Here is a 25,845-nt window from a genome sequence, read left to right as displayed (position 1 = left end):
TGAGTTACTTCCCTGTTCTTTGGAGGTGGCGCAAGCCGCTGCGATCAAAAACAAATCCCAAGTAGACCAGCAGGGATTTGCTTTTGAAGCAGTAGAAGCACTCCTCGATTTTGCCTTTACTCAGCAAAAACTCAAAAGAATTATCGCTCATTCTCCAGACGATCGTGTTGCCTCGATTCGCATTTTGGAAAAACTGGGAATGCAACAAATTGCTAGGAATGAAAATCTGCTGAAATGGGAATTAAAGTTAGAATCAAGATAGTTATAGCAGATTAATTCTCAATTCATAACTCATAATTTTTAAGAATGTTGCCACGAGAAGAACTTTTAAAAGGTGTTGAAAATCGAGATAGTCTAGCTCGTGTAATTGACCAAGCGGAGCAAGCCATCAAAACTTGGGAAGTGGTTTTGACTGATTTTCTGTCTCCCCCAGAATTGGCGGAAATTCAACGGGTATTTAACCGATTAACAGAAGTGCAATTGGTTGCGTGGGGTGGATATCCACAAGCTGAACGCCAAAGAATAGCGATCGCTCGTTCGGAACTTCCCTTAGATCAATCTCAAGTCAGCCTTGTGGCCGTGGAAATTGCTGGTAATTTCCTGTTTGATACCGCCTCTCACCGCGACTTTTTAGGTGCAATGTTGGGAACGGGAATTGTTCGTGAAAAGACGGGAGACATTATAGTTTTGGGAGAGCGAGGGGCCCAGGCGATTGCCGCCCCAGAGTTAGTGGAATTTTTGGAAATGAGTCTTAAACAGGTGCGATCGGTTCCTGTGAAAACTCAGCGAATTGAGGTAACTGAATTAAGGGTTCGGGAACCAAAGAAAAAAGAATTAACTACTGTGGAGGCTTCTTTGCGGTTAGATGCGATCGCATCTGCTGGTTTTGGTATGTCCCGCAGCAAAATGGTTGATTTCATTGATGCTGGCGATGTCCGCGTCAATTGGAAGGAAGTTACCCAAGCTAGTTCTCAAGTGAAATCAGGTGACTTAATCGCTATTCGCTCTAAAGGACGTTTAGAAGTTGGGGAAATCGCTGTTACCAAAAAAGACCGTTACCGAGTTCAATTAACAAGATATATGTAATAAGTGAGGAGTTAATAATCAAAAGTTAGGAGTTTAAAATTAACTACTTTTTTAACTCCAAATTCCTAACTCTTGTACAGACGCGATTAATCACGTCTCTCCTAACTCCTAACTATATACTTAGGCTTTAAAGTGTTTTGCTAATATACTCAGCAAAAGTTTGCGCGGTACGAGCCGAGATAATTTGCTTCTAATTTGAGTGCTACTATCAGAACTAATAACAGTTGGATACCCTTTTTCCAAAGCCTCCAAAGATTCCCAAACCACTTTTTCACAAGAATACACTTTATCTGTGCTGCTTGCCAGCGCTGGAGGAAAATTAGCTTCTGCAAAAAAGTTTGTTTCTATTGGCCCTGGACAAGTGACTAAAATACGGACACCATACTGATGATTTTCTGCCCATAGCGCTTCACTAAAGCTGAGAATAAAAGCTTTACTGGCAGCATAAACAGAAAGGTATGGTATTGGTTGAAATGCGGTAATAGAGGATACATTAATAATACTTCCAGAACGACGTTGCCGCATCAATGGGAGAAATTTATGGGTTAAATCTACCAATGCCAAAATGTTTAATTGTACAATTTTGACTTGTCTTTCTCCATCCCCTTCAGCAAAGTCCCCATAGTAACCAAAACCAGCATTGTTGATTAATAAGTCAATGGTTAATCCCTTTTCTTTAGTCGCATCAAATACAGCAGCTGCTGCATTAGGTTCTGTGAGGTCTTTGACTATAACGTCTACTTGAACTTTGTGTTGTTGTTGTAGTTGTTTAGCTAATTGGCTTAGTTTCTCTTCGGAACGAGCAACGAGTACAAGATTTGTCTTGCGTGCAGCTAGTTCTTGGGCAAAAGCTTTACCAATACCACTAGAGGCACCAGTAATTAAAGCAGTTGACATTCTACATATTCAGATAGTTTTTAAGCACTTATAAATTTTAACTATGCTGACTATAAGTTTTAACTACCCAAAGTGATATATCCAAAAGGGTAAAAGCAACCCTTAGTGACTTTTGGAAACTATATTAATTCTCCAAATATACCGATATGGGAGATTCTTAAATCTTCTTCATCTGTATATTGAATAGACGAGTCGATTTTTTCTGGTAATTCTGCGTCCTGGCGCGACCACTCAAATACAAATTTAGAGTCTAAATGCTTAAGGCTAGAAAATATCTGCTTCCATTGGCTTCGTCGAATTCGATTTCCCCACCTTGATTGTAATTCTCTCGAGTAGGCTTCCTGTTGATAAATCAAGAACTCAAATGGTCTTTCTTTTGTATCTCTGTGATCTAGTAAATCAATGAGATGAAACATAAAGCCATCGTCTGACAGGCTACTTACAATATTTTCTAAAAGTGGCACAACACCATCAATTGGGACATGTTCTAACACAGATTTAGAGAATATAAAATCTATTTTTTCTTGAATCGGCACTTTTTCAGATAAATTAATTGGAGCAATGTATTCTATGCCCAAGTCTTCTAAGACTTCTACAGATATTTTTTTTAATGAAAGCAGTTTTTTTAAACGTAAGCGGATAATATCCCGATCTTCAAATGTAGATAGACTATCTAAGATACTCCAATCTACAGAATTACACACGGCTTTGAAAATATTGTCCGGTTGTAATAACGGGCAAATATCTGTTGCATAAACCTTTTTTGCTCCAAGAAGGTAAAATACTAACGAATGAGTAAGTAACCATCCACTTCCAATTTCAAGACAAACTTTATCACGTAATACATATTTTTCTTTACCAGACTGAAGCAGATAGATAGCAATTTCATTAGCACAAATATCAAGCCTTTTGCCTGTAAGAGCTAACCTACTGGAATGCGTTCTATTATATAAACCTTGATACAGATCGGACGATCTAACCATCGATTTGATTCGTTCATCAAGGAGATTTCTGACTATATTTTTCATTTGGCACACCTCTATTACTGAATTTAGTGTGAATAAAACACAACCTTATTAACTGTACCAGTAAGATAAATTTCTGTATGACATATAGGTATTTTTTATCAGACTCTTGCACAAATGCAAAATTTGCCTGCGGTATCTTGCTACATCCCTTAACCCCTTTTCCGAATTTTGGGTGAGGGATTAAGTATGAGGGCTTTTGATTTATGTAAGAACTTTATTAAGTTCGCTGTCACAAATAATGATTTTTCTCATAGCGATTCAAATTCATTTTGAATTGCCAATTACCATTTTTCAGACCAATAAATAATTTCTGAGGCTGAACTATTAATAGCGACGCCGTAGCTATCTCCATGATTCCACTTGAAGCCAGGTCTACCTTTGTCCTCTGTATTTAATACCAATATTTCATAATTAGCTGGAAAAGATTCTGTAGGAGAGTCACTGGTGTAGAAGAAAGTTGTCGGCACACCATTAGGCTGGTTTATATGGTCGTTTGTGTTACCACCCCTATATTTGTGCTTTGCACTATTTCTGTATTGTGAAAGTAATTTTTCTATCTTGTTTGGTGGCTGTTTCAGCCTAATTTGAAAAAAACTGCTTCCTTGCAAAAATTCGGGAGAGTAAGCAATGCGAACGCCTTTGGCATCAATGGGAATCTCATTAGGAAAATGTTTTACTTGATCATTATCAGACCATAGTTGATTACGAATTTCTTTGTAGCGCGATGTATCAGTTATTATTTTAGGCTCGTTAGTACTGCTAAAAGCTGTTCTCAGAAAAAAGCTTCCCCCGACAATACTAAGACTAGCAAGGGCTAATAGGAATTGCGATCGCTTCATCAAGTTGGGTGCGTCTAACTTTCATAGTTATATACTCAACTAATAAACTAAATTCGTACTATTGCGGATATCTTATCAGAGATATTAACAGAAACTTTGTGTATCCAGAGGAAATTTGGGATATTTGTAAAATTACTGTGAAGGTGGTCAGCGATTACCTAGTCAAAAACCGTAGGTTATCTTCATTGAGGTCAGTACTACCGTTGTAGCTAACAAAATCAATTCCATAACCATGCATTTTTTTCAATTCTTCCTGATGCAGCAACAACTAAGGCGGATATATAAATAGTAGATGCACCTTAATTAAATCATAGCCCTCAGCTTTTAGTTGGGGGCTTTTTTTATTACTGATATTTTTAATCGGTGAATAAAAAAATTGTATACAAGTTAAATCTTCCCGGATATGGCAATCAATAAAGCGGATTAATAAATGGTAGATGCACCCTAATAAATTACAGCCCTCAGCCTAAAGCTAAGGGCTTTTATTATTTAAATATAGATGGCAGCAAACTGGGAGCTAACCACACTGCATAACCAAGAAAACCAAATAGCAAGCTAATCAGAGCAGTAATGCCATAGCTGATGCAAATTAATAAACCGTCCGATTCGATGGTGGCAACAGTCAAAAGTAAAATACCTACAGTGGGGATGGGATTTGTAAACGGAATTGGTAATATTAGTAATACTGTTAATAAAGAGATACAAAACCCATTAATTCGCCAAATCAAAGGATTATGGGCTATTTTTGGCAATCGGGGACGGGCAATTTTCTGTAAAATTTTGGTAAGACGTCCCAAATTTTGCAAAAGCAACTGAGCGAAGGGACGAGGAAATTTGTAGTTAGCGATTCTTTTCGGTAGCCAAGGCGATCGCCTCCCTAAAAGCATTTGCGCTGACAACAGTAAACAAGCACCACCAAAAGGGCCAGTTAATCCCGGTGGCATAGGAAATAAAAAAGGCAAAACTAATAATGTAATTACCAGGCTGAACCCTCGTTCTGAGGTTTCTGCCAGAATATCGCCTAGAGTCAGTGGTTGTTCCGCTAGGCGTTGCAATAGGGACTTTATATCTTGAGAAAATCTCAGATGCATTTGGCGTGAGTTAATGCGAGTTCCCACATTTGTAGTCAAGGAAGATAGGGAAGATGAGGGAGAATAACTCTTAACTCTTGTACAGACGCGATTAATCGCGTCTCTCCAAATTCCTAACTCCTAACTCCTGATTTCTGGGGTACTAAAACAGCTATTGCTTTAGGTATAACCCGAAAATGAGCAGGTGTGTAAGTAGTGATTTCACCATCAGTATTGATAGGGCGTGGCTTGCGAGTATACACCTTTATTTCTTGACCTTGAAGAGAACGTACACTCTGCCAATGTATATGTCGCCCTTGTCGCATTGCGGGTAGTAATAATATAATCTGCCACCAGTGTTCAATCTCCAAGCTATAAAGGTCAAGCCTTTGATCATCTATTGTGGCATCGTCAGCCACTGCCATACCGCCACCATAATAGCGGCCGTTACCCACAGCAATTTGCACTGTTTTTACGCGAACCGATTCACCGTTGATCGCAATCTCCGCAGTAAAAGGTCTAGCCTCCCAAATTACTTGCAATGCAGTGGCAGCATAAGCAAATATTCCCCAACGGCGCTTGACTTCTTTGGTAAGTCGTTGGGTAATTTTTACACTCAATCCCAGACTGGCAACGTTAAAAAAGTGCTTGCCATTTACCCATCCCAAATCGATGCGGTGTAAATTTCCATGTGCAATAATTTTGCAAGCTTCGCTGAGGGAATTCGGGATTCCCAAAGTTCTCGCTAGATCGTTGGCAGTTCCCAGAGGCAAGATTCCCAAGGGCAACTGAGTATCAACTAAAGCATCTATTGCGGCATTGAGAGTGCCATCTCCTCCGCCAATGATTACTAAGTCAACTTGATGCTGATGGCGAAGTATAACTTCAGCAAGATGTTTGGGGTCTTCTGTAGACTCCTCAATTAAATCAAAGTCGAATGTCTTCAGATATTGAATCGCTTCCGACAGACCCTTTTGCCCTTGGCGGGCATGACGATTTACTAACAGCAGTGCGCGGGAACTCATGGGTAGTACCTTTGGTAGTTGATATGTCCAATTATCCGCATCTATGTACTCTGTTTGAAGTTGACTATAAAAAAGTGTTTAGGCTGTTATGAAAGTTATCAACAATTCTTTTTGTTAACATTTATTATATTGTAAATACTAATTTTTAATTTTTCTTTTATCTAGGTTGGCTCTATTAATCTTCACTATTTTGATACCCAGTAAATATAATCATTACTTAAGAACTGACTGAAATTTAGGTATGTTTTTTATCAAACAGGGGAATATTTAAATAATATTATGCCCAAAAAAAGGAATATTTTTAATCAGTATAGATACATGTTTCGAGATTAAATTTGTATCTATACTATTAATAATTACAATTATTTAATTTTTTGCTGAAAAAACGATTATATCTGTCAACTCCTGCTGTGACAGATTGAAATCAGAAACTCCTGACCGAAAAGGACAAGGGTAAAAAAGAACTCATACCCCTTGTCCATACGGTTTCAAGAAAAGTGAATTTGTTTATGGAGAAAAAAAATTGTTCCCTTGATTGCTTGCAACGAGGTATTCTACATCCACAGTCTAAGGCTCCCATTTTGCTATAAAGTCTTCCCTTTGTCCCCGTTCCCCTTATGCCCTTGTCTCTTTCTTGACTCAGCGAAGTAGCCAAGAGCGGTTCATCCGAGATAATGGATACTCAGGGCAACCGACCCTCAGTCCGAAGCCTCTTAGCGATGCGTTTAATCTCAGTTTCGCCTTGATGTAAAGCATCGGGGCTGGTGTGAACTGAGTAGTAGCCTAACACCAAATTGTGTGGGTGCTAAATGGCGGAACCAAGCACAAACGTAGTATCACCTTGGGCATGGAAATCAATGGCAGCATCTGATTCCTCAAAAACCACAAGCTCGCCAGATGCCAACGTATTATCATCAGTATGCAGTATTCCAGCCTGTACGGCGACCCAGCACACGGTGTGACCTACATCTGGTTCAAAGTGCCAGTGTTCGCTATCCTTCAATTGCACGGCGAGGTAGTTTATGGATGGCGGTGCAGCAATAGGGCTTTTTGCAGTCCCGTACCGACCCAACACCACACGCACCGCTCCTTCTGACTCTACCTCATGCGGAGGCAAATAGACGCTTTGTGCAGGAGCAAGCTCTTGCTCAGGCGGTAACGCAATCCAAAGCTGAAAGCCCTGTATGAGTGAGCCTGAGCTACTCCCCCCCTTATGCCAGACGCCACCGCCAGCACGCATCCACTCAACACCTCCCTGCAGAAGAATACCTTGCTTGCCCGTGCTGTCTTCATAAGATGCTTCACCCGACAACATAAAGGTAATTGTCGCAATGCCTGAGTGGGGATGCCATCCAAAGCTAGATGCACTTAGTGGTTGCGCCTCAAAATAATCGAGGAACACGAACGGTTTGATTAGCTCTCCAATGTCAGATGGACTAACCAAGCGAGTGATCGGCCCGTTTCGCTGCCCCCAAGTACGATGAATGATACGGCGCGTGGAGTCGTTTAAGGAGGTGCTGTCTACTGTCTTCAAATGCAAAGGTGTGATGCTTGATTTTTCCATAACCATTACGCTGCCTTTTAAGATATTTCCGCTGCCTGTTTTTCGCGTCTATCAAAGCTGAAGCTTATAGAGTTCTCTAGATTTTGGTTATTGCAAGTTATCTAGTGACTAGAGGTAATAAGGTATATTATAGTAACTGCAAAAAAGACCGCAAGAAGGCACAATTATGTCAGAAGGTTACAACGATGTTCCTCTGTCTAAAAATATCAACCATACAGAATAATGCTGCGCCCCCGTACGCGAAGTTTTGAGCCTTGTAGGTGATAAATGGAGTGTATTGATTGTTGTCATACTCAGTGATGGACCACTACGCTTCAATGAGTTACGCCGACGGATTGATGGCATTTCTCAGCGGATGCTTACCCGCACATTACGGGAGCTTGAACGTAATGGGCTAATGACGCGGACAGTTGAGCCAACTGTACCGCCGAGCGTTTATTATGAGCTAACAACGCTGGGACAAACATTGCTAGAACCAGTTAAGGCGCTTGCTGTATGGGCGCAGACGAACTATCCCCAAATCTCTCTGGCGCAGCAGAAATTTGATCAAAATAACGCTCTTCTATCACTCCAAGTAGAGGAAAATAAGAAATCCTTGGATTCACTGGCATCTGGAATACCCCCTCGCAGATAATCCATTGTTTCAGTCATCAAGCCCTGCTGTAGCCAGTGGGGATTGATCAGATGTGGGCTAAAGGGTGCGATCGCAATTCTTGGGGGTTAGTCATACATCCACTTTTGCTAAATCCACATCCGCAAGCCAGATAATTCTACTTTGAGCTGATGGTCTTTCTTCTAATGTCGGAGAAGACCACTCTACTGCATAAAGCCAATTGTTTTTCAGGCAAAAAATGCCTTGAATAATACGATATGTTGACCTTTCACCAAAATCAACTTCCACCACATCCCCCAATTTAAAAACTGAAGTTGAAACCTGAGCTTTTTTTAGCAAACTTGTTCCAGAAAATTCTCGTCGAGGCAAGTAGAGTGTTTCACCTTGGCAAACAATCGCATAAATCCACTCTTGCTTCTCCCAGTAAACACCGCAGCAGTAGCCTGACAAATTAGAGCTTGGTAAAAAGACTTTTTCGAGGATTTGAATTGCTAGTGGAGGCATGGCTTGACCCCACGGAGCAGAATTATGCCAACATGCTTCTAAAACAGCAATTTCGTTACTCATCATGCAAGCAACCCTTTTCTATAGATAAACTTGCTTGCACCAGTGTGATCCGGAATATAATCTCAATCTTTACTCACAGTGTATTCAAGTGAGCCACGCTCCCCACTGCGTTTTGGTGAGCAGCAGTACTATGCCCTTAAGGCCTTCGACACATCAGAACAGGCATTGGTCATGTACTGTGTAATCGTAGTGGTACTTAGTAGCTTACTGTGTCTGGACTGTTGTTCATTAACTATCAGCTTGTCCCTGACAATTCTCGACAGGGTACATCTGAGAGTGGAGCGGTGTACAGGGGCGTATTCAGCCCTTGGCGGAGCGAAAACTAGTGTGTGAGGCTTCGCAACAAGTGTGAGGATATGAGTGTGGCAAAGACTTCAGGTTCTAGGTTTTCATTCTTGACAACGAGTAGATCGTAGAGAGTCCAATTAATCGTACCAATAATGCTGTTGATAGCAATTTGAACATTGAGCGCAGGTGAATTGAGAAATATCCCTTGAGCAATACCATCCTCAATAATGCTCAATAAAATATTGCGATAGTTTTGTCGCGCTGACAGAAGTTGTTCGGTTGCTGCCATGTCACCATAACCGACTTGCATGAAGAATAGCTTGATTAGTCCTTGATGCTGATGGAAATAGCGCAAAGTGAGCAAAACAACCATGTGGATTGCCTCTTTTGGATGAGAACAGGCTTTCTGAGCTTGAGCAATTTGAAGATGTAACTTGTTTAAATGCCTGACGATGATGGCGGTAAGCAATTCTTGTTTGCTCCTGAAATGCCGATAAAACAATCCCACCGATACACCTGCGGTATCAGCAATGAGTTGAGGTTGAGCTTGCTCGTAGCCCTGACAGAGCAATGTCTCGCCTGCATCCAACAAAGCCGTGTATCGCGCAAGGACATCATATCGAGGTTGTGTAGGTTTCGTCGTTTTTCCCATAGACCGAAGGTTGTGGTAATCTAAAGCGAGTGAATATTATTCATTTATCCGCCATCATCGCATCATGGATAGATTTTATGCCTGGGCAAATATTTATTAACACAATTGATCAGCCGTGGATTGACTTGACTCAATTTCCCGGTGCTCAATTTTTACCATTAGCTGAACCTGTTCCACAGGGGTCTATTCATCGTTTGAAAATGAGTGCTGGCACTACAATTCCAATTCACATCCATTGGTGTGATGAGTATGTTTACATACTTGCTGGGGTGGTGGAAACTGGGGGGATAACATCCTCTGCGGGAACATTTTGGTTTACCCCAGCCAATACTCGCCAAGGGCCGCACAAAGCCATAACAGACGTTGAACTTCTAACAATTCGCCTGGGAGCAATGGGAGCATTTGAATTCGATTCCGGTTTGTAAGGGTGCAAGTTTTTCTATTGTTTTTCTATTAATGCAATATTAAATCGAACAACTGTTTCCATTCGACAGTGACTAGTAACACTTATGGTTTGAATGAAGTAAGAGATACCAATTTGGCCGCGGCTGTAACTGAAATTGTCCAACAAATAATGACAGAAAAATTAGCTTAAAACAATTCTTTCATAAATAAAAACTATGAGCTTTAAACTTCAAGCTTTGCAACTTCCTACTCTCAAGAAACAGTCTGAAGGGTTGATTGTAACTGCTTGGCAAAAATTTCTTTTAGATCATAACTTCCCCATTGCTGCCGTTGATGGAGATTTTGGTAATATTACAGATAGAGCAACTCGTGAATATCAGGCTAGTAATGCTTTAACGGTAACGGGAATTGTAGATAATGCTACTTATAAAAAAGCCCTAGAGCAAGGTTTTGCCATTTATTTTGCCATTTATACTGATAGTGGAGAAAAGTTATTAGCTTATCTTAACTTTGGCGAGAATGAGGTCAAAGACTTACAAAAAAGTTTAACAGCGATCGCTCCTTTGAATCCTCCGTTAGCAGTTGATGGGGACTTTGGCCCCAACAGTACCAAGGGACTAAGTGAAACTTATAAGAAAAGAGACATCAATTTTCGAGCTGAGTTAGCTAAACAGCTTTCTAATACAACAAAAACCAAGCTTGGCATTGATTTGGAGTTGGCTCTAGACAACATAACTGAATACGCCAAAAGATTAAGACAACGACTTAGTGGAAAAGCCTGGATTAATTTTTTCCCAGAGAGCGACTTAATTGATGATTTGGCTTCTCCCTTCCGTCAAAAAGTACAAGCTTTTGAGCAAGCCTTAAAAAATGCTGGAGCTAATATCAATATTGCTTCAGTATTTCGTCCATCGGAACGCGCTTATTTAATGCACTATGCCTTCCGTATTAGTAATAATGAAATTGCTGCCAAAGATGTTCCACCTATGCCCAATGTAGATATTAATTGGCTACATTACACAGGAGCTGCCTCTGTCCAAGCTGCGAAAGAAATGGTGTCTGCTTATAATATTGCTTTTCGACCTGTTCTTACCTCTCGTCATACTCAAAGATTAGCAATTGATTGGGAAATTACTTGGTCAGGAAGCTTAAATATCAAAAACGCTAGTGGAACTACAGTTAGTATTGGTGAGCCACGAACGAGTTATGAAAATTCTATTTTATGGCAGGTAGGCCGTTCTTACGGTGTGATTAAATTATCTAGCGATCGCCCCCATTGGTCTAATGATGGACATTAATGGATAGGAGGAACTGCATATATGAAGAAGGGGGAGGTGTAACGAAGGGTGCGATCGCAATTCTGGAGGCTTAATTTTTCTATAAAAAATTATACTCAGTGAATCTAAAATCGACTTTGCCACCATAACCAATATCTTGTATTCTATTTTCTGAGCCTGACGATTTATGAGTAAAAAATATCATCACTAAAATCCGCTAATTTTAACACAAGGTTCGCAATGAGAACAAAAAAATCCTTCGGCATACTTTTTGGAGTGGCACTATTACTTGGTTCCTTACCCTTTCTAGCAGTTGCACAGACTACGCCTTCTACAGTTCCTTCGCCAATTAATGGCAGCACGACCCAACCTAAAACAGTAGTTGCCCGCATTTGGCATGGTAAAACGCTTACTTCTAAAGCCGACGAATATTATCAATATCTAACCGCTGCTGGAATTAAGAAGATTCAGTCGATTCCTGGGAATTTAGGGGCGCAAGTACTGCGTCGCACTGATGGCAAGATTACAGAATTTACCGTAATCTCTTATTGGAAGTCACGCGATGCTATTCGTGCCTTTGCTGGCAATGACATTGAAAAAGTACACCCTCTACCCAAAGACAACCAGTATTTGATTGAACCAGAAACTAAGGTCAAACATTTTGATGTCTTATTAGATGAACGTAAATAATCTTCGAGCAAGCAGATGATTTTGCTGGAATGATTACAGTGTTTGGTTTCCTTGGTGCTTCTGTCCTGAGGAAACTCTAGGATTTACTATGTTTTTCCCTCTAGAGTATTTTTAGAGATTTTTGCTTGACATTTAAAATATTTGTGTTAATATTGACATCATAGTTTTTTATATTCACCAATTACAGCAAGCAACCAAACTAGCCACTATCTCAACTAGTTCTTCTGGAGCAACTGGTTTAGATACATGAGTGTCAAAGCCAGCTTCCAAGGCACGGATACGAGCCTCACTATCAGCAAAGGCTGTTAAAGCAATAGCCGGCACTCTTCCACCATTCTTTGGATTGAGCGCACGGATTTTGGAGATGAATGTGTAGCCATCCTCCCCAGGCAACCCGATATCACTAATTAAAACATCGGGTTGCAATTCGGATAATATTTCGTGTGCCGCCGCGGCTGATATCACTGCCATAACTTTTGCTCCATCCATTTCCAAGACAGTAGTGATGAAAAAGCGAGTGTCATCATCATCCTCTACTACCAGGATATCCAAATCAGCAAGGGTTCCAGAAGGTTGCATAATAAATGACATTTTATCCTTACTTGCTGTGATTTTTGCTTCTTTTAGAGCAGATTCGGGTTCACAAAAGTAAATTAATATACTCTGAGTGTTGATGAAATACTGAAGTAGGCTCTTTTAACAAGAAATGATTCAACACCATAATTCCAAAAATATAGTTTGGTGACCACTACCGCTGGATCTATTTTCCTACTACAAGACCACTTCGCGCAAATGGAATTCAAGCATGATTAGAAAGTCCCTAATCATCTCGATTATTTATCCACTAGGCTAATATCATCAGGGTTTTTGGTGTTTAAAGGGAGTGTGGATGATTTGAGCGATCGCTGATATACAGCAGTTTTCTTTTGCATGAAGTGCAAACAGGCATGAGGGAGGAGGTAGAAACTCTTTCTGTCTGATTTTCAGTTCGGCATTTTGTACGTCACTTAAAAAGCAAACTGATATAAGTAATTTTGGCAGACGAGGAAAATCCACCAGTTAATTGTGAAGCCGCTAATTGGCTATTGTTGACCACTTTGGACGCGATCAACATAGCAGATACCTTTACCGCCGACTGCGAAAACCCTGTCTTCCATTAACTTGGTCAAAGAGTACATCGTATTTATCAAAAAATGCGATTCCAGGATTTACAAATATAGCTAGTTCTGCCTGTGGAGAGATGCTCAAATTCCAGCGATTAAATCCGTCGCGGGTTCCTGGTTTCAGGCTGTAATCAAAAATGCCATTCATTGCTACCTTCAGAGCATTTGCTGAATTTAATACTCCTGGTTTGAGTTTACCTGCTGTAGAAGCTGACTTGAATTCAGTCAAACCATTAATAGTTCCAGTATCAGCGATCATTCTGCTATTACAAGAATTTTTAGCAGAACTCCCAGCAACAGTTAAACAAACTTTGCTCAGTCGAGAGTCCCATCTGTTACCGGGTACACCATTAATTTCGGGTTGTTGACTCCAAGAAACCATTTTGAAACCTGCTTGATTCTCAGCATTTAAACCGAGAATTAGACTGCCATTGTTGTTACTACCACCATTTCCAATCACGATAAATCCGTTACTCAAATTACCTGGTAATTTTCTCAACGGGTTATAGGGAAGTGACTTTTCAAAATAGTTGACACCAACAATACCAGAAAATGGCACACCATTCTTTGCTGAACAATTAGGTTTTTGGGCAATACATTGACGGCTAGTAACAATCTGTACGGGAACAGGTTCTGCCGTGGGAATCAAACCAAACCGGACATTAGTATAAACTAATTCTCCCTCCAGGATAGTACCATCACTTAATACCTCCTTGATGTTTTGACCTGTTCTTTCGACTGGAGCATTACCTAAAAACTCTTTGGGAACTCTTAGCCCTGCTGACCCTGTATCTAATAAAATACGTTTTGGCTGACCACCTGCGATCGCTACTTCCAAAAAATAGCCGCGAACACGTTGACCGAGGGAAGGTTTCGGATATAAAGGTAAGGATATGGTATTAAAAGTTGGTTTGCGGGGTGTATTTTGAGAGATATCGCGCAACGCTGAATTTGGAAAGAGAGCCGCAAATGCCGACTGACGTTGTGCTGCTGGTTCAGGGGCGATATCCCAAAGGCTTTCGTAGTAGAAAAAGCCGATACCTAAACCGCGTTGTTGCGCTGCTTTTACCTGGGATTGGATTTGTGCTATGGAAACTGGGCGATTTCGTAACCCCGCCATAATACCGATACCAGTTGGAATGATTTGTTGTGTTTCTAAAATTTCTGGGCGGGTAATTTGGGCGATAAAACTTTCTAAATCATTACGGTATACCTGCATAACCAACTCATCGACAATACCCAACCGTACCCAGTTAAGCCAGTCTTGCAGTTGTAGCTTGTAAGCAAAATCATAGTAATTGGGAGAAACTGAGAAGATGGCATTCGGTTTTTTAGCTCTCACAGTTTGGTAGAGGTCTACCATGAATGCGGTAATTTTATCTGCCCGCCATTTTATCCATGCTTGGGCTTGGGGATTGGGTGGTGGAGGATTCCCTGTTTCTTGAGTATATAGACTAATCGTATACTTATCGTAACCAAAATCCACAGGTAAACTCATGTGGTCATCAAATTGAACGCCATCAGCATCGTATTGAGTGATAACTTCTATCACGAGTTCGCGGATAAACTTTTGCACTTCGGGGTGAAAGGGATTCAACCACGCTACTTCACCCGCAGCACTAATTGAAGTTTGAGTGCCATCCCCCTTTTGTGTTAGCCAATCTGGATGCTCCGATGCGAGTTCCGAAGTTAGAGGAACCATGAAACCAAATTCAAACCAGGGTATTGCTAGTAGCCCTTCTCTACGGGCTTGGGTGATAATGTCTGCAATTACATCTTGTCCATCTGTTCCCTTAAAGAAAAAGGGGATACCCATTTTTTGCATTGTGGCGCTGGGGTATTGTGTATAACCATCATTCCAGACTACGGGATAAACAGTATTAAAGTTTAACTGCCGCAGTTGGCTCATGCCTGCAAGCACCTGTGAACGATTTCTGAAAACGCTAAAATCGTTACCACTTAGCCACACCCCCCGAATTTCTTGACGAGGTAGTTGGGCAACGGCAGGAGCAAAGCTGTTAAGTAGCAATACTGCACAGAATGATATTAGACATAATAATGGCAGCAGACGCTTTCTCAGAAGCCACCAACCTTGGTGAATCAAAGGCAATGTCTCTTGATTCGCTAGGCGTAGCTTGCTTAGACTTAGGAGTAGCCATCTGTGCATAGACTTAAATAGTAAGTTAGTTAGAGACGCATTAATTTGTCTGCTTTTTTCCCAAAACTGAGTTGTCATTACTTCTGCTTAGTAAATGAGGTTAATTGGTTACATTTAATTCCATATAAACGTTAAATTACTAGATCAGGAAAACTGATACAGTAATTTAAGTGCAAGATAGTTGACGCAGTTATAAGGTTAGTGGTGCCAAATAAAAATGTTTCAAATGTAAGCTGTAGTTAGGCTACTTGAGGCAATGTGAGATGCTGTGATAAAATCTACTGTTGGGAAATTCCAAAAAATAAATTACCCAATTCCTGCATTTAAGACAACTATCTATCCTGCCTCCCCTGCTCACTCAGCGATTGGTTATTTTTTTATTTAGAAGGGAAGTCCCTTGTGCGATCGCCAAACCCATGAATTTCAAACCTCACCAAAACACTTTTGACGAAAAACTAAGTGCAAGTATTGGGCTGTCCATTGGACTGCTGTTCATTGTGGGCGGTTTTTGGGTGCGTAACATAGTCGCGCACGAAGGTGCAACGCTAAACGAAACACGAGGCACGGTGGTGGACAGCATCAGTCGTCGCGATCGCAGCAATACGAACAATCAGCAAAAAGAAACCTATGCGCCAGTTATCGAGTTTCTAGCCAACGGTGAACGCACTCGCTTTGCAGGCAATTATGAGTCCTACCGCTCCAGCAACGGCCAGATGGTGGTGGTACGTTACGACCCTAAACAACCGATAAGCACTGCACGTGTGGTGAATCCGCTTGAGGGCTTAGTACCTTGGGGGATGTTTGGCATGGGTGGGTTAGCTGTGATTTCTAGTCTGGGGGCGCTGTTGCCTGTACGCTGGTCTTCAGGTGAGTGACAATAGATTTGGCGATCACAATCTCTCGATCGCTAGTATTCCCCAAAATGGAAATGCGATCGCCTAGCCCCCAATAACTGCCGACTTACTTAGATAAAAGCATTGGACTATTTTGATTTTCGTATTGACTTTGGCGGCGTTCGGTGTGGGCCAAAGTACTTCTCGCTGCGGTAACGCAACCATACGCGCAACACTTGCGGAATCTGCTCTTTTTGTTCCTTGGTCAAGGTATTGTAAAGGGCTAAGGCGCGATCGCGTTCACCCCGACAAGCAGCGTTGTTATGAGCATCCCAATAGCTGCGGGCTACTCGAATCTGCCGACAAACTTCTTTAATCAGCGCGTCTCCCGTAAGTGGAGCGTCCTGCTTTGCCATACTCAAATGCTATAAATTTATAATGCCATCCTAGCGAGTCAGACTTATCTTGACAATTGCAACTAATACTAATCAAATACTTCACTAATGACGTACCGGATTGGATTTGCTCAAAAGCCTCGAACGGCAATAATACTCAAAGTTGTTATAGAACTTCATAATTGCTGTTTTGCCTTTACAAGGTTAGTAAACTCTTGCAAAGTTTGACGATACTTTTCTTCAGCTACCCAGAATAAATCATTATGATTTGCCTCTTCAACCCACAAATAAAGTTTTGGAGCTATTGCAGCATTAAACAATTTTTCTCCATGAGAAAAAGGAATGATATTATCTGCTTTCCCATGAATTACCAATATTGGACATTTGACTTTTTTAATATTTTCCAGATTGGGAAATTTATCAAAAGGTAAAATCCGAAAAGGGACAATTACTTGAAAAGCGGAAATAAACGAACTTTCAATAATTAAACCAGCTACTGGTTTCCGCATTGCTAAATTTACCGCAGAACCACCGCCAACTGAACGCCCCAAAACTAGAATTCTTTCAGGTGGTATTTTTAAATTTTGGGTCAAATAATTGTAAGCACTATTGATATCTTCATACGCGTGGTTTTCTGTAGGCTTTCCTTCACTTGTACCATAACCGCGATAATCATAAGCAAAGACACTAAAACCCCATGTGTGTAGTTTTTCTAAAATCTGTTTGATATCTCCTAAATCTTCAGAATTACCATGAGAGTAAAGAATCGTATATTTAGCTTGATTGTTAAATAAGTATGTAGCTGAGATATTAGTATTTTTTCCACTTCTTAACTTAAGAATTTTTGGATTATCCTGATAGCTAGAAGATTGAGGCAGAAAAATCATGCTATCTGCCCGAAAATATACAAATCCAGCAAAAAATATATAGACAAAGATTAAAGATTTAACAATTCGTTGCCAAGTAAAATCACCAATTAGCACTTTTCTAAGTTGCTGTTGATCCATTAGATTTTATTTATCGAGTCAAGCTTTATTTTCAGGTTTCCCGATTTCTTCTGTTTCCTAACTACAACTAATACAACTTCACCAAACTTGATACCAACTATGTCAGAAAACCTGTTGAGTGTTCTGGAGTTGAGCAACTGAGTAATTACTTAACCCGGATTATTGAGCCTGATGCTAGATGGGGATGGTTAGTGTTATATCCGCTACAGTTACCAAAACTGCAACGGTTATAAAATCTCAGGCTGCTCAAGACTATTCTAAGTAAGTAGAAACTTCAAATGTCAGCAACTCCGTCTAAAAAGACAGGGCTTCCACACATCCCACGAGGTTTTGAACCAATACACATATTTAGTGTGAGGATTTAGCTATGTCTTACCCGATTCCGTCCAAAATGTGGCAGCGAGTCAGTATTGTAACACTGTTATTATTAATACCGTCAGTAGGAATTGCGATTTTACGTCAGTCTGCTACGGTTGCGGTTCCAGCCAATCAGACTCCTCCCAATTCTATTCCAACAACCTCCATTCTACCCAATCACCCTGACTACCAAGCACTCCAGGCATTGGTACAAAAGTATAGTTGTGTCGTCTCCGTCCAAAACTTTGGCACTCTTCCTGTAACCCGAACTGAGTTTGCCACAGTCTTGAATGCCTGTCTGAATCGGAGCAATGAGCTAATAGCGACTGACCCCAAGATAGTTACCCAAGCGGATATGACAACTCTGCAACGCTTGCAGTCCGAATTCGCACCAGAGTTAGCAACCCTAAAAAATCAGATAGATGAATTGGAAGCTCGTAATCCCATCGCTCCGACTCAGACTCCCAGAGAACGTACTCAAGCCGAGTCTACTCGAAAGACTCAACCCTTACCTACGGCTCCACCGCTTAGTATTCCGTCTGGCTCATCTGTCCAGGATCAAGTTGTTAACCGTGCAAATAGTCCTAAACTCCAAGCTCGTAGCAGTGTTGGAAGGGTTGCCCCGGAACCACAAACAGGTAGCAGATTCAATACAGAAAACTACAACCGGATTGAGGATAATCCCTTTCATCGCGTCGGTAATGACCCCCTTTCCACTTTTTCCATTGATGTAGATACGGCATCCTACAGCAACGTGCGACGGTTTATTACTCAAGGGGAATTACCACCCAAGGATGCAGTGCGAATTGAAGAATTGATTAACTATTTTACTTACAATTATCCCCAGCCAAAAGGCGACCGCCCTTTTTCCGTCACCACTGAAGTTGCTGCTGCTCCCTGGAATTCTCAACACAAGCTGGTACAAGTGGGTTTGCAAGGTAAACGCCTAGAGAGCGAAACCTTGCCACCCAGCAACCTAGTATTTTTGATTGATGTCTCCGGTTCTATGGATGACCCCAACAAATTACCCTTGGTGCAACAGTCCCTAAAATTGCTGGTGAATAAACTGCGTCCTGAAGACCGGGTAAGTTTGGTAGTCTATGCTGGGAATGCTGGATTGGTGTTACCTACTACTCCTGGTAGTCAGAAATCAAAAATTCTGGCGGCGATTGACCGCTTGGAGGCTGGAGGCTCTACTGCTGGTGGTCAGGGCATTGAACTCGCCTACAAGATAGCCAAACAAAGCTTCCTGAAGTCTGGTAATAATAGAGTAATTTTAGCTACCGATGGAGACTTTAATGTCGGGGTTTCCAGCGATGCCGACCTGACGCGATTAATTGAACAGAAACGAGATCAGGGAATTTTCCTGACGGTGTTGGGATTTGGCACTGGCAACTATAAAGACGGAAAGATGGAGCAACTGGCTGATAAGGGTAACGGCAACTACGCTTATATCGATACCCTATTGGAAGCCAAAAAAGTTTTAGTTAACGATCTGAGGGGAACTCTGTTTACTATTGCCAAGGATGTGAAAATTCAGGTGGAATTTAATCCGGCGAAAGTTCAGGCATATCGCTTGATTGGCTACGAAAACCGCTTGCTGCAAAACCAGGATTTCAATGACGATAAGAAAGATGCAGGGGATATTGGGGCTGGTCATTCTGTGACAGCGCTTTATGAAATAATTCCCACAGGTACGAAGAGCGATGTGAAACTGCCGGAGGTAGACCCCTTGCGATATCAGCGTTCTGGTGAAACTGCTCTGGATGCTGCCGGTAATGAGTTGATGCAGGTGAAACTACGCTATAAACTGCCCCAAGACAGCACCAGTCAACTAATTACCCAAACCATTCAAGATGATGATTTGAGAACTGACCAGATACCCTCCACAAACCTGAGATTTGCTGCTGCGGTAGCTACCTTTGGAATGGTGCTCCGTGACTCTGAGTATAAGGGGAATGCTAATTATGATTTGGTGATGAAATTGGCAACCCAAGGGAAGGGGGAAGACCAGGAGGGCTATCGGGGTGAGTTTATTCGCCTGGTAGAGCAATCTAGGGGGTTGATTACGAGGAAATGATTTCGATTGCAATGCGGTACGAGAAGGCGTTTTAAAATCCACATCAAAAGAGCGATCGCCTTTGATGTCTGCAATCAAACAGATCGCTCTCTATTGGGTATTGAAAAGAGGCATTGGGGCGGGGTGCTCTTAGCAGAGGGGAAAACTCTTCTCCCCTGCTCCCTGCCTCCCGTGCTTGCCTCAATTCATCCCACTATTCTGCAATACCTTAATTATTTATGCCGACCTACTTAATTGTCATAGCTTGCGATCGCAACAATAGTAGATAAAGGCACTTCGGCAAAATACTGTTGCTGAAATTGTTCTTCTCGGACAGCAGCTAAAAATCGTGCAACTGCTGCGTCAGCAAAGTTTTCTGCACCATCGCTTGGATGCCAGGTGATTTGCAAATAACGGTCTTGTCGTTTGACTGTGAACCCTAAATATTTTAAAGCTTTGATTCCGACAAGTAAGGTTTGGTCGCTGATGCCGATTTTCTCTAAAAGTTGTACGCGGGTAACTAGTTGATTTGTGCGACTGAGATATTTGGCAATTCCTACAAGAGTCAGCCAAATTTGATTGGGTGGTTGGTGATTGGGTTTAGACCAGGCGATCGCTAGTTGTTGCTGATTGTCAAGCGTAGATGCACGGCTTGCTGTTAGACATCGCCGCAACCACGTGCGTAAATCATCCCAATTTGTGGGACAGTCTTCAATAATCAGTGCTGAGTTCTGAGTGCTGTTAGCGGTAGTGGGGCGTTGAGTCAGTGCTGAGTGTTCCTGATTCCGTAAGTCTAAGATAAGGGGTGAGTTCCGAGTGTTGAGTGCTGAGTTCACAGAAGAACGCACGGCAATCAATCTGATTTCATAACGTTTTTTGAAGGTGTTGTAATCTAGTTCTGCTATGCAATCACACCTTCCTATGGGCAATTCATCTTTGTAGTGTCCCCACCATATACCAGGAAAAGCACTTCTGCTGGAATCATCCCGAATGTCAAACTCAGTTTTTATGTACTGTACCTTTTTCCCTTGCCAATCCTGCTGATTGCGATGCCAAGCATTTTCAAACCAGCAGTTTTGAATTAGCAATTTCGGAACAGGATTACCCATTCCACAAGGTTCTAATAGTTTCAGTTCCAAAAATAACTCTTTCCCCAAGTCTGCAACTGTTACCGTCAAGTCTGCTTGCACAGTTGGCGTTAGGGTTGTACTACCTAAAGATCGCCGCAACTGCTGATTAATCGCCGCTGTAAATAAAGGAATGTTCTCCACCAGCAAACTCAAACCCGCTGCAAAGGGATGTCCCCCAAAGCGATGTAACAAATGTGCTTGGTCTTTCACCAGTTGGTATAAATCGACAGAATTCACCGAACGGGCAGAACCCCTTGCAAGCAGAGGGGCAGAGGGGCAAAGGGGCAGAGGAGAAGAATTGCTCTCTTGCTCCCCTTCTCCCCTGCTCCCCTGCTCCCCTGCTCCTTCCGTACTTAACAAAATCGTCGGGCGACCTGTTTCTTGTGCTACCTGTCCGGCGACTAAGCCCAATACACCCGCAGGCCATTGGGCATCTTCTAGGACAATGACGCTAGTGGTTGATAAGTCTAATTGAGTAAGTTTTTGTGCTACTTGTGCTTGCACATCTTTTTGTAAAGATTTGCGGCGGGCATTTGCGAGTTCTGTAACTTCGGCTAGCTCGTTACAACGTTTGACATCGCGACTGGTTAATAATTCAACACAGAAACTGGCATCACCTTGGATGCGGCTGACGGCGTTAATTCTTGGCCCCAAACCAAAGGAAATATCTGTGGGGCGATCGCCACTTTTCTGACACAATTCTAATAATCGCCCTACCCCTGGACGCCGCCGCGCTGCTGCTGGCTGTTTAAAATCTTCTTGGAGTCGTTGAATTCCCATCTGTGCCAAGTAGCGGCAATCTCCACTTAACTGCACTAAGTCGGCAATTAATCCGACTGCTACTAAATCTAATAAATCCTCTAACGGATGTTTTGCAACATTAGGCAGGGTTTGATATAGTGCTTCCACCAACTTATAAGCTACCGCCACTCCAGAAAGATTGAAGAGCTGATGTTCCCTTGGCAAATAGCGGGGATTGATAATCGCTGCGACGGGTGGGCGTTCGGCGGGTAATGTGTGATGGTCTGTAACTATTACATCTATGCCTAGCTGTTTGGCATAGATAATTTCCTCAACGTTGGTGCTACCTGTGTCACAAGTAACTATTAATTTGCAATCTTGTTTTGCTAAGTTATCAATCCCTTGATTATTAAGTCCGTGGGATTCTTTCAGGCGATTGGGAATATAGAAAATTAACTGGGTATTTTGAGCAAAAAACTGCCCTAATCCATCCCAAAGTACAGATGTGGCGGTAATGCCATCGGCATCGAAGTCTCCCCAGATGGCAATTTTTTCTCTATTATTGCGTGCTTGTTGCAACCGTGCGATCGCCAGATGCATTTCTTGCCCAAACTCAAAGGGACTTGCTGGTTGATAAGCTTTGTGGTTGATAAAAGCTGTTAATTGTTGATCCTCCTTAATTCCCCGTTGCCATAACAATTGCGCTGCATACCGTCCACTTGATGCGGGTGTATACTGTTTCACTACTTGCATAAACCACTCTGGTGGTTGTTCAGTTGCTGTTATAGTCCACTGCTGTTGCTCTGGCATACAAACAAAGTTAGGAGGTAGGAGTTAAAACTTTTAAAATCTAAGGATGTGTTAAGGCCTTGAAGATTACTAATACAGAAGTAGAAATATCTCGACAAAGTCAAGCAACTCAAATCCTACGACTTAAATATCATCGTACTATATGACTCCTATTTTATTGAAAAAACTCAGTAAACTTCAACCCTCCTTCTTCCCTACTCCCTAATCCTACGAGTAGATTCAAAAATCAAATCGAATTGCTATACTTGCGAAGATTCAGCAGACGGTGGAATAATTTCAAGACCATATTTTGAAGCAGCAGCCAAAGCTTTCTCGATGTCTGCGGGACTAACGCTAGGTAATTGCGTCCTCTCTGAGACTGGCACACCTACTTCCATAAAAAACTTCTCTAACCCTGCTGGTGTGAACCAGCAAAGTAATTTTGCTGGCTTTGTACCGATATTTGAAAACCTATGAAGTTGACCTTTAGGAGAGTGAAGAAAAGTTCCAGGAATTGCTAAGATAATCTGCTCATCAAGCTGAAATTCTAATTCTCCCTCTTGAATATAGAAAGCTTCATCTTCGTGACTATGAATGTGGGGAGGTGTGCCGTTTTGTGGTTGAACGGTAATCTCAATCAGAGCATAAGCTTGACCAGTTTCTTCACCTACCGCCTTAAAGGTATACAAATCCCCAAGTACCCAGTATGAAGAACCTTGTCCTGGTTGCTGTAATATTCCTTGTAGATTCACTGTCATGATGATTTTCTTTTAAGATGTGTTCTAGAAATTAAGTAATTTGTCGCTCAATAGCCATTGCCTATTATCTACTTCTGGGTGACCGAATAAATACTCATTCATAATTAATAATTAGATTTTCTCCTTGTTATTTATTTTTTGATCAATTTTTAACTACTCAACTTAGCTGCGCCAAAAGTAGCATTAAACTGGCGGCACCAGATAGCAGCAGATTTGTAATCTGCTAAATTTATATTGTTAGGAATGGAATATATTTGAGCGCCATTATATTTATTTAAGTGAGCAAGAATGATATATTCTCCAGTTTTTAAAGGACAAGATGGTGGCTTAGTTGAACCAATTACGTTATCTGAACGATGCAAACTTACTACTAAATCCGGTCCTGATTCAGAGGTTTTAAACGACTGCTCAAGCTCTAAAAATAATTTACCATCTTTAGTTGTAATACTTACTGTTCCTTGAGTTGTATGTTCTCCAGAAACAAAATTGCCTGACTTCATAGCAGTTGAATCCTGAGATTGTGCTGAGAGGGATGAGGCTAAATACTTCGCTGGAGTTGAAGATGTAGGAAGAGATGTATTCACAGCGATCGCACTTTTATTAGATTTATTGTTTGATGCTTCTCGTACACAGCTAATTATGAAAAAAGAGCACAAACTTAGTATTAATAAATTTCTAATTTTCCTAATTTAAATTCCTCAATATATAAATCAATTTTATGGCTTTTAACTTTAAGTTTGAAGTAATTATTGCTTAAATAATTAGTCTAAAGATTATGGATATCTAAGGAATAATATATAGAAAGCTGATATTTTATTTAGAAAATTCTTATAGATTTATCAGCAAAATCTAAATTTTCAGCCTGTAAGTATTTAGGTATAAATAAACATCACTATATTATCGTGAACATAACAGACTAAAGTCAAGCAAGCACAATGCTCTGGGATTATTTAACTTTACTTACAATGACATCACTTATTTCTACCTGTAAAATTGTTGTATAAATTTAAAATAATTTAAGTATGATTTCATAATTTTGTTGTATCCAAATAGCATAACTCTCTAGTAGAATCTTTCTAACAAACTAGTGCAATGTAAGGGAAATAACTATCCAGTTGATTTTTGAAATTATTTTTATAACCCATGTAATAGGCATCCATGACCAAAACCAGTGAAGATGATATATTATTGCACAATCAAACTTGGCAGCGTGAGCGGCAAATCATAGCACGTTTGTCTTCTTTGAACTATCGAACTGGCGGACTGAGTAGCTATTTGCACAATATTGCCTGCGGAGTTAGCGAACTTATTGGAGTTGATTGGACAGTTGTTACCTTTTGCCAAGAGGGGTTTGAAACTGTTCTAGCAAGTAGTCTCGAAATGGGCGAGGGGGAACATGTTTATTCACTACATGGTTTACTAACTGGCACTGTTATCCAAATGGGTCACTCATTAGCAGTGGAAGATGCTCAAAAATACCCAGAGTATGGACAGGCTCCAGAAGGTTATTGTGCATATTTAGGGATACCATTGCGGACTGCTGAAAATGAAGTGATTGGTACTATCTGTTCTTTTAATCACCAACCACGTAATTTTCTAAAAGAAGACATTCAAGTTGTGGAATTGTTTGCTGAACGAGCTGCAACAGCAATTGACAATTATCATCTTTATCAACAACAGTGCCGATTTAATCATATTTTGGAAGCTGAGGTTGAAAAACGTACAGCAGAATTACGAGCAGCCCAAGCCAAACTTTTAGAACAGGAACGATTGGCGGCTATTGGTGAATTTGCTGCCATTATTGTGCATGAAATTCGTAATCCCCTAACTACAATGATTATGGGATTAAAGTATTTCCGAAAAACCATTCTGACTGAATCTGCTCAAGAGCGATTAGCATTGGCCCTAAGCGAAGCTAGCCGTCTGGAACGTCTGCTGAGTGAAATTTTGCTCTACGCCAAGCCCCAAGTGTTGCAGCTTTGTGAATTAGATGTGAATGAATTCATTCATGAGTTGCTGGTATGCATTTGTGAAATGCCAGAAGCTCTGGAACGAAAAATTGAATTTATTCCGGTGCTGTCTACGGTAAAAATTTTAGGGGATAAGGACAAACTTAAACAAGTATTTATCAACATTGTCCGCAATGCTTGCGAGGCAGTTGTACCAGGAGATGTTGTGAAGTGGAAAGTAGACTGTTCGCACACAGATAAAGTCTGCATTAATGTCCACAATCGTGGCGAGCCAATTCCATCAGAAGTTCTCACTAAGCTTTCTCAGCCATTCTTCTCCACAAAACCTTGTGGCACTGGGCTAGGACTTGCTATTACCAAACGCATCGTTAATGCTCACAATGGGGAACTGTTAATTTCTTCTGACTTCTTGACAGGTACTACTGTAAGTGTTGAATTACCAGTAGTTGCTTAATGAACATTCACCAACAATTTAGGATTACTG

Annotated in this window: 24 protein-coding genes; 9 read left to right on the top strand and 15 right to left on the bottom strand. The window is 41.1% G+C overall.

All coding sequences use genetic code 11. The annotated features are described in order from the left end of the window. Window positions 1-25: 25 nt before the first annotated feature. Both RM347_RS11065 and RM347_RS11060 read left to right on the top strand, forming a co-directional pair. The gene (locus RM347_RS11065) at window positions 26-262 is read left to right on the top strand and encodes a GNAT family N-acetyltransferase (protein WP_322721870.1); all 237 of its coding nucleotides are present in this window, start codon (window positions 26-28) and stop codon (window positions 260-262) included. Window positions 263-306: 44 nt separating this feature from the next. Beyond that, window positions 307-1,086: a photosystem II S4 domain protein gene (locus tag RM347_RS11060; protein WP_322721869.1), complete on the top strand. Its 780-nt coding sequence runs from the start codon at window positions 307-309 to the stop codon at window positions 1,084-1,086. Between the two features lie 120 nt (window positions 1,087-1,206). On the opposite strand, the gene RM347_RS11055 is transcribed toward RM347_RS11060, so the two are convergent. From RM347_RS11055 to RM347_RS11030, 6 genes are all read right to left on the bottom strand, one after another. Beyond that, window positions 1,207-1,983 (bottom strand): SDR family NAD(P)-dependent oxidoreductase, encoded by a 777-nt coding sequence (locus RM347_RS11055; RefSeq protein WP_322721868.1) that lies wholly within the window; start codon window positions 1,981-1,983, stop codon window positions 1,207-1,209. 119 nt (window positions 1,984-2,102) lie between these two features. Next, window positions 2,103-3,011: a hypothetical protein gene (locus RM347_RS11050; protein WP_322721867.1), complete on the bottom strand. Its 909-nt coding sequence runs from the start codon at window positions 3,009-3,011 to the stop codon at window positions 2,103-2,105. A gap of 281 nt (window positions 3,012-3,292) precedes the next feature. Further along, window positions 3,293-3,850, bottom strand: coding sequence for a hypothetical protein (locus RM347_RS11045; RefSeq protein WP_322721866.1), 558 nt, complete (start codon window positions 3,848-3,850; stop codon window positions 3,293-3,295). A 485-nt stretch (window positions 3,851-4,335) separates the two neighbouring features. Next, window positions 4,336-4,941: an exopolysaccharide biosynthesis protein gene (locus RM347_RS11040; RefSeq protein WP_322721986.1), complete on the bottom strand. Its 606-nt coding sequence runs from the start codon at window positions 4,939-4,941 to the stop codon at window positions 4,336-4,338. A gap of 113 nt (window positions 4,942-5,054) precedes the next feature. After that, window positions 5,055-5,945: a lipid kinase gene (locus tag RM347_RS11035; RefSeq protein ID WP_322721865.1), complete on the bottom strand. Its 891-nt coding sequence runs from the start codon at window positions 5,943-5,945 to the stop codon at window positions 5,055-5,057. 805 nt (window positions 5,946-6,750) lie between these two features. Further along, window positions 6,751-7,509 (bottom strand): pirin family protein, encoded by a 759-nt coding sequence (locus RM347_RS11030; RefSeq protein WP_322721864.1) that lies wholly within the window; start codon window positions 7,507-7,509, stop codon window positions 6,751-6,753. A gap of 247 nt (window positions 7,510-7,756) precedes the next feature. Here RM347_RS11030 and RM347_RS11025 point away from each other — a divergent pair, with 247 nt between their 5' ends. Beyond that, window positions 7,757-8,143, top strand: coding sequence for a winged helix-turn-helix transcriptional regulator (locus tag RM347_RS11025; protein ID WP_322721863.1), 387 nt, complete (start codon window positions 7,757-7,759; stop codon window positions 8,141-8,143). Window positions 8,144-8,233: 90 nt separating this feature from the next. Here RM347_RS11025 and RM347_RS11020 read toward each other — a convergent pair whose 3' ends face one another. Together RM347_RS11020 and RM347_RS11015 are read right to left on the bottom strand one after the other, a co-directional pair. Then, window positions 8,234-8,692, bottom strand: coding sequence for a DUF1392 family protein (locus RM347_RS11020; protein WP_322721862.1), 459 nt, complete (start codon window positions 8,690-8,692; stop codon window positions 8,234-8,236). 319 nt (window positions 8,693-9,011) lie between these two features. Continuing rightward, window positions 9,012-9,629: a TetR/AcrR family transcriptional regulator gene (locus RM347_RS11015; protein WP_322721861.1), complete on the bottom strand. Its 618-nt coding sequence runs from the start codon at window positions 9,627-9,629 to the stop codon at window positions 9,012-9,014. Window positions 9,630-9,658: 29 nt separating this feature from the next. Here RM347_RS11015 and RM347_RS11010 point away from each other — a divergent pair, with 29 nt between their 5' ends. The 3 genes from RM347_RS11010 to RM347_RS11000 all read left to right on the top strand — a co-directional run bounded on the left by RM347_RS11010 (window position 9,659) and on the right by RM347_RS11000 (window position 12,001). Next, window positions 9,659-10,054, top strand: a complete 396-nt coding sequence (locus RM347_RS11010; RefSeq protein WP_428850542.1) for a cupin domain-containing protein — start codon at window positions 9,659-9,661, stop codon at window positions 10,052-10,054. 195 nt (window positions 10,055-10,249) lie between these two features. Beyond that, on the top strand, window positions 10,250-11,332 hold the full coding sequence (locus RM347_RS11005; RefSeq protein ID WP_322721859.1) for a peptidoglycan-binding domain-containing protein: 1,083 nt from the start codon (window positions 10,250-10,252) through the stop codon (window positions 11,330-11,332). Window positions 11,333-11,551: 219 nt separating this feature from the next. Continuing rightward, the gene (locus RM347_RS11000; RefSeq protein ID WP_322721858.1) at window positions 11,552-12,001 is read left to right on the top strand and encodes an antibiotic biosynthesis monooxygenase family protein; all 450 of its coding nucleotides are present in this window, start codon (window positions 11,552-11,554) and stop codon (window positions 11,999-12,001) included. 174 nt (window positions 12,002-12,175) lie between these two features. Here the strand turns inward: RM347_RS11000 and RM347_RS10995 are convergent, their stop codons facing one another. Both RM347_RS10995 and RM347_RS10990 read right to left on the bottom strand, forming a co-directional pair. Continuing rightward, on the bottom strand, window positions 12,176-12,580 hold the full coding sequence (locus RM347_RS10995) for a response regulator (protein WP_322721985.1): 405 nt from the start codon (window positions 12,578-12,580) through the stop codon (window positions 12,176-12,178). Window positions 12,581-13,126: 546 nt separating this feature from the next. Continuing rightward, window positions 13,127-15,400 carry a glycoside hydrolase family 10 protein gene (locus RM347_RS10990; RefSeq protein ID WP_322721857.1) on the bottom strand — a complete coding sequence of 758 codons (2,274 nt, stop codon included), beginning with the start codon at window positions 15,398-15,400 and terminating at the stop codon, window positions 13,127-13,129. 287 nt (window positions 15,401-15,687) lie between these two features. On the opposite strand from RM347_RS10990, the gene RM347_RS10985 reads away from it, so the two are divergent. After that, the gene (locus RM347_RS10985; protein WP_322721856.1) at window positions 15,688-16,197 is read left to right on the top strand and encodes a DUF3592 domain-containing protein; all 510 of its coding nucleotides are present in this window, start codon (window positions 15,688-15,690) and stop codon (window positions 16,195-16,197) included. Window positions 16,198-16,304: 107 nt separating this feature from the next. Here the strand turns inward: RM347_RS10985 and RM347_RS10980 are convergent, their stop codons facing one another. Continuing rightward, window positions 16,305-16,571 (bottom strand): Precorrin-3B methylase, encoded by a 267-nt coding sequence (locus tag RM347_RS10980; RefSeq protein ID WP_322721855.1) that lies wholly within the window; start codon window positions 16,569-16,571, stop codon window positions 16,305-16,307. Between the two features lie 155 nt (window positions 16,572-16,726). Then, window positions 16,727-17,557: an alpha/beta hydrolase gene (locus RM347_RS10975; protein ID WP_322721854.1), complete on the bottom strand. Its 831-nt coding sequence runs from the start codon at window positions 17,555-17,557 to the stop codon at window positions 16,727-16,729. A 367-nt stretch (window positions 17,558-17,924) separates the two neighbouring features. Here RM347_RS10975 and RM347_RS10970 point away from each other — a divergent pair, with 367 nt between their 5' ends. After that, the gene (locus RM347_RS10970) at window positions 17,925-19,994 is read left to right on the top strand and encodes a vWA domain-containing protein (protein ID WP_322721853.1); all 2,070 of its coding nucleotides are present in this window, start codon (window positions 17,925-17,927) and stop codon (window positions 19,992-19,994) included. A gap of 230 nt (window positions 19,995-20,224) precedes the next feature. Here the strand turns inward: RM347_RS10970 and RM347_RS10965 are convergent, their stop codons facing one another. The 3 genes from RM347_RS10965 to RM347_RS10955 form a co-directional block, all read right to left on the bottom strand. After that, window positions 20,225-22,654 carry a single-stranded-DNA-specific exonuclease RecJ gene (locus RM347_RS10965; protein WP_322721852.1) on the bottom strand — a complete coding sequence of 810 codons (2,430 nt, stop codon included), beginning with the start codon at window positions 22,652-22,654 and terminating at the stop codon, window positions 20,225-20,227. A 239-nt stretch (window positions 22,655-22,893) separates the two neighbouring features. Next, window positions 22,894-23,391: a quercetin 2,3-dioxygenase gene (locus tag RM347_RS10960; protein ID WP_322721851.1), complete on the bottom strand. Its 498-nt coding sequence runs from the start codon at window positions 23,389-23,391 to the stop codon at window positions 22,894-22,896. A gap of 149 nt (window positions 23,392-23,540) precedes the next feature. Continuing rightward, the gene (locus tag RM347_RS10955; protein ID WP_416211947.1) at window positions 23,541-24,080 is read right to left on the bottom strand and encodes a DM13 domain-containing protein; all 540 of its coding nucleotides are present in this window, start codon (window positions 24,078-24,080) and stop codon (window positions 23,541-23,543) included. Window positions 24,081-24,549: 469 nt separating this feature from the next. Between RM347_RS10955 and RM347_RS10950 the strand changes: the two genes are divergently transcribed. After that, window positions 24,550-25,815, top strand: a complete 1,266-nt coding sequence (locus RM347_RS10950; RefSeq protein ID WP_322721849.1) for an ATP-binding protein — start codon at window positions 24,550-24,552, stop codon at window positions 25,813-25,815. Window positions 25,816-25,845 lie beyond the last annotated feature (30 nt).

The sequence above is a fragment of the Nostoc sp. ChiQUE02 genome (assembly GCF_034531305.2).
Taxonomy (GTDB): domain Bacteria; phylum Cyanobacteriota; class Cyanobacteriia; order Cyanobacteriales; family Nostocaceae; genus Nostoc.
Note: the sequence above shows the minus strand (reverse complement) of the source record. Positions and strands in the feature narration are given on the sequence as shown.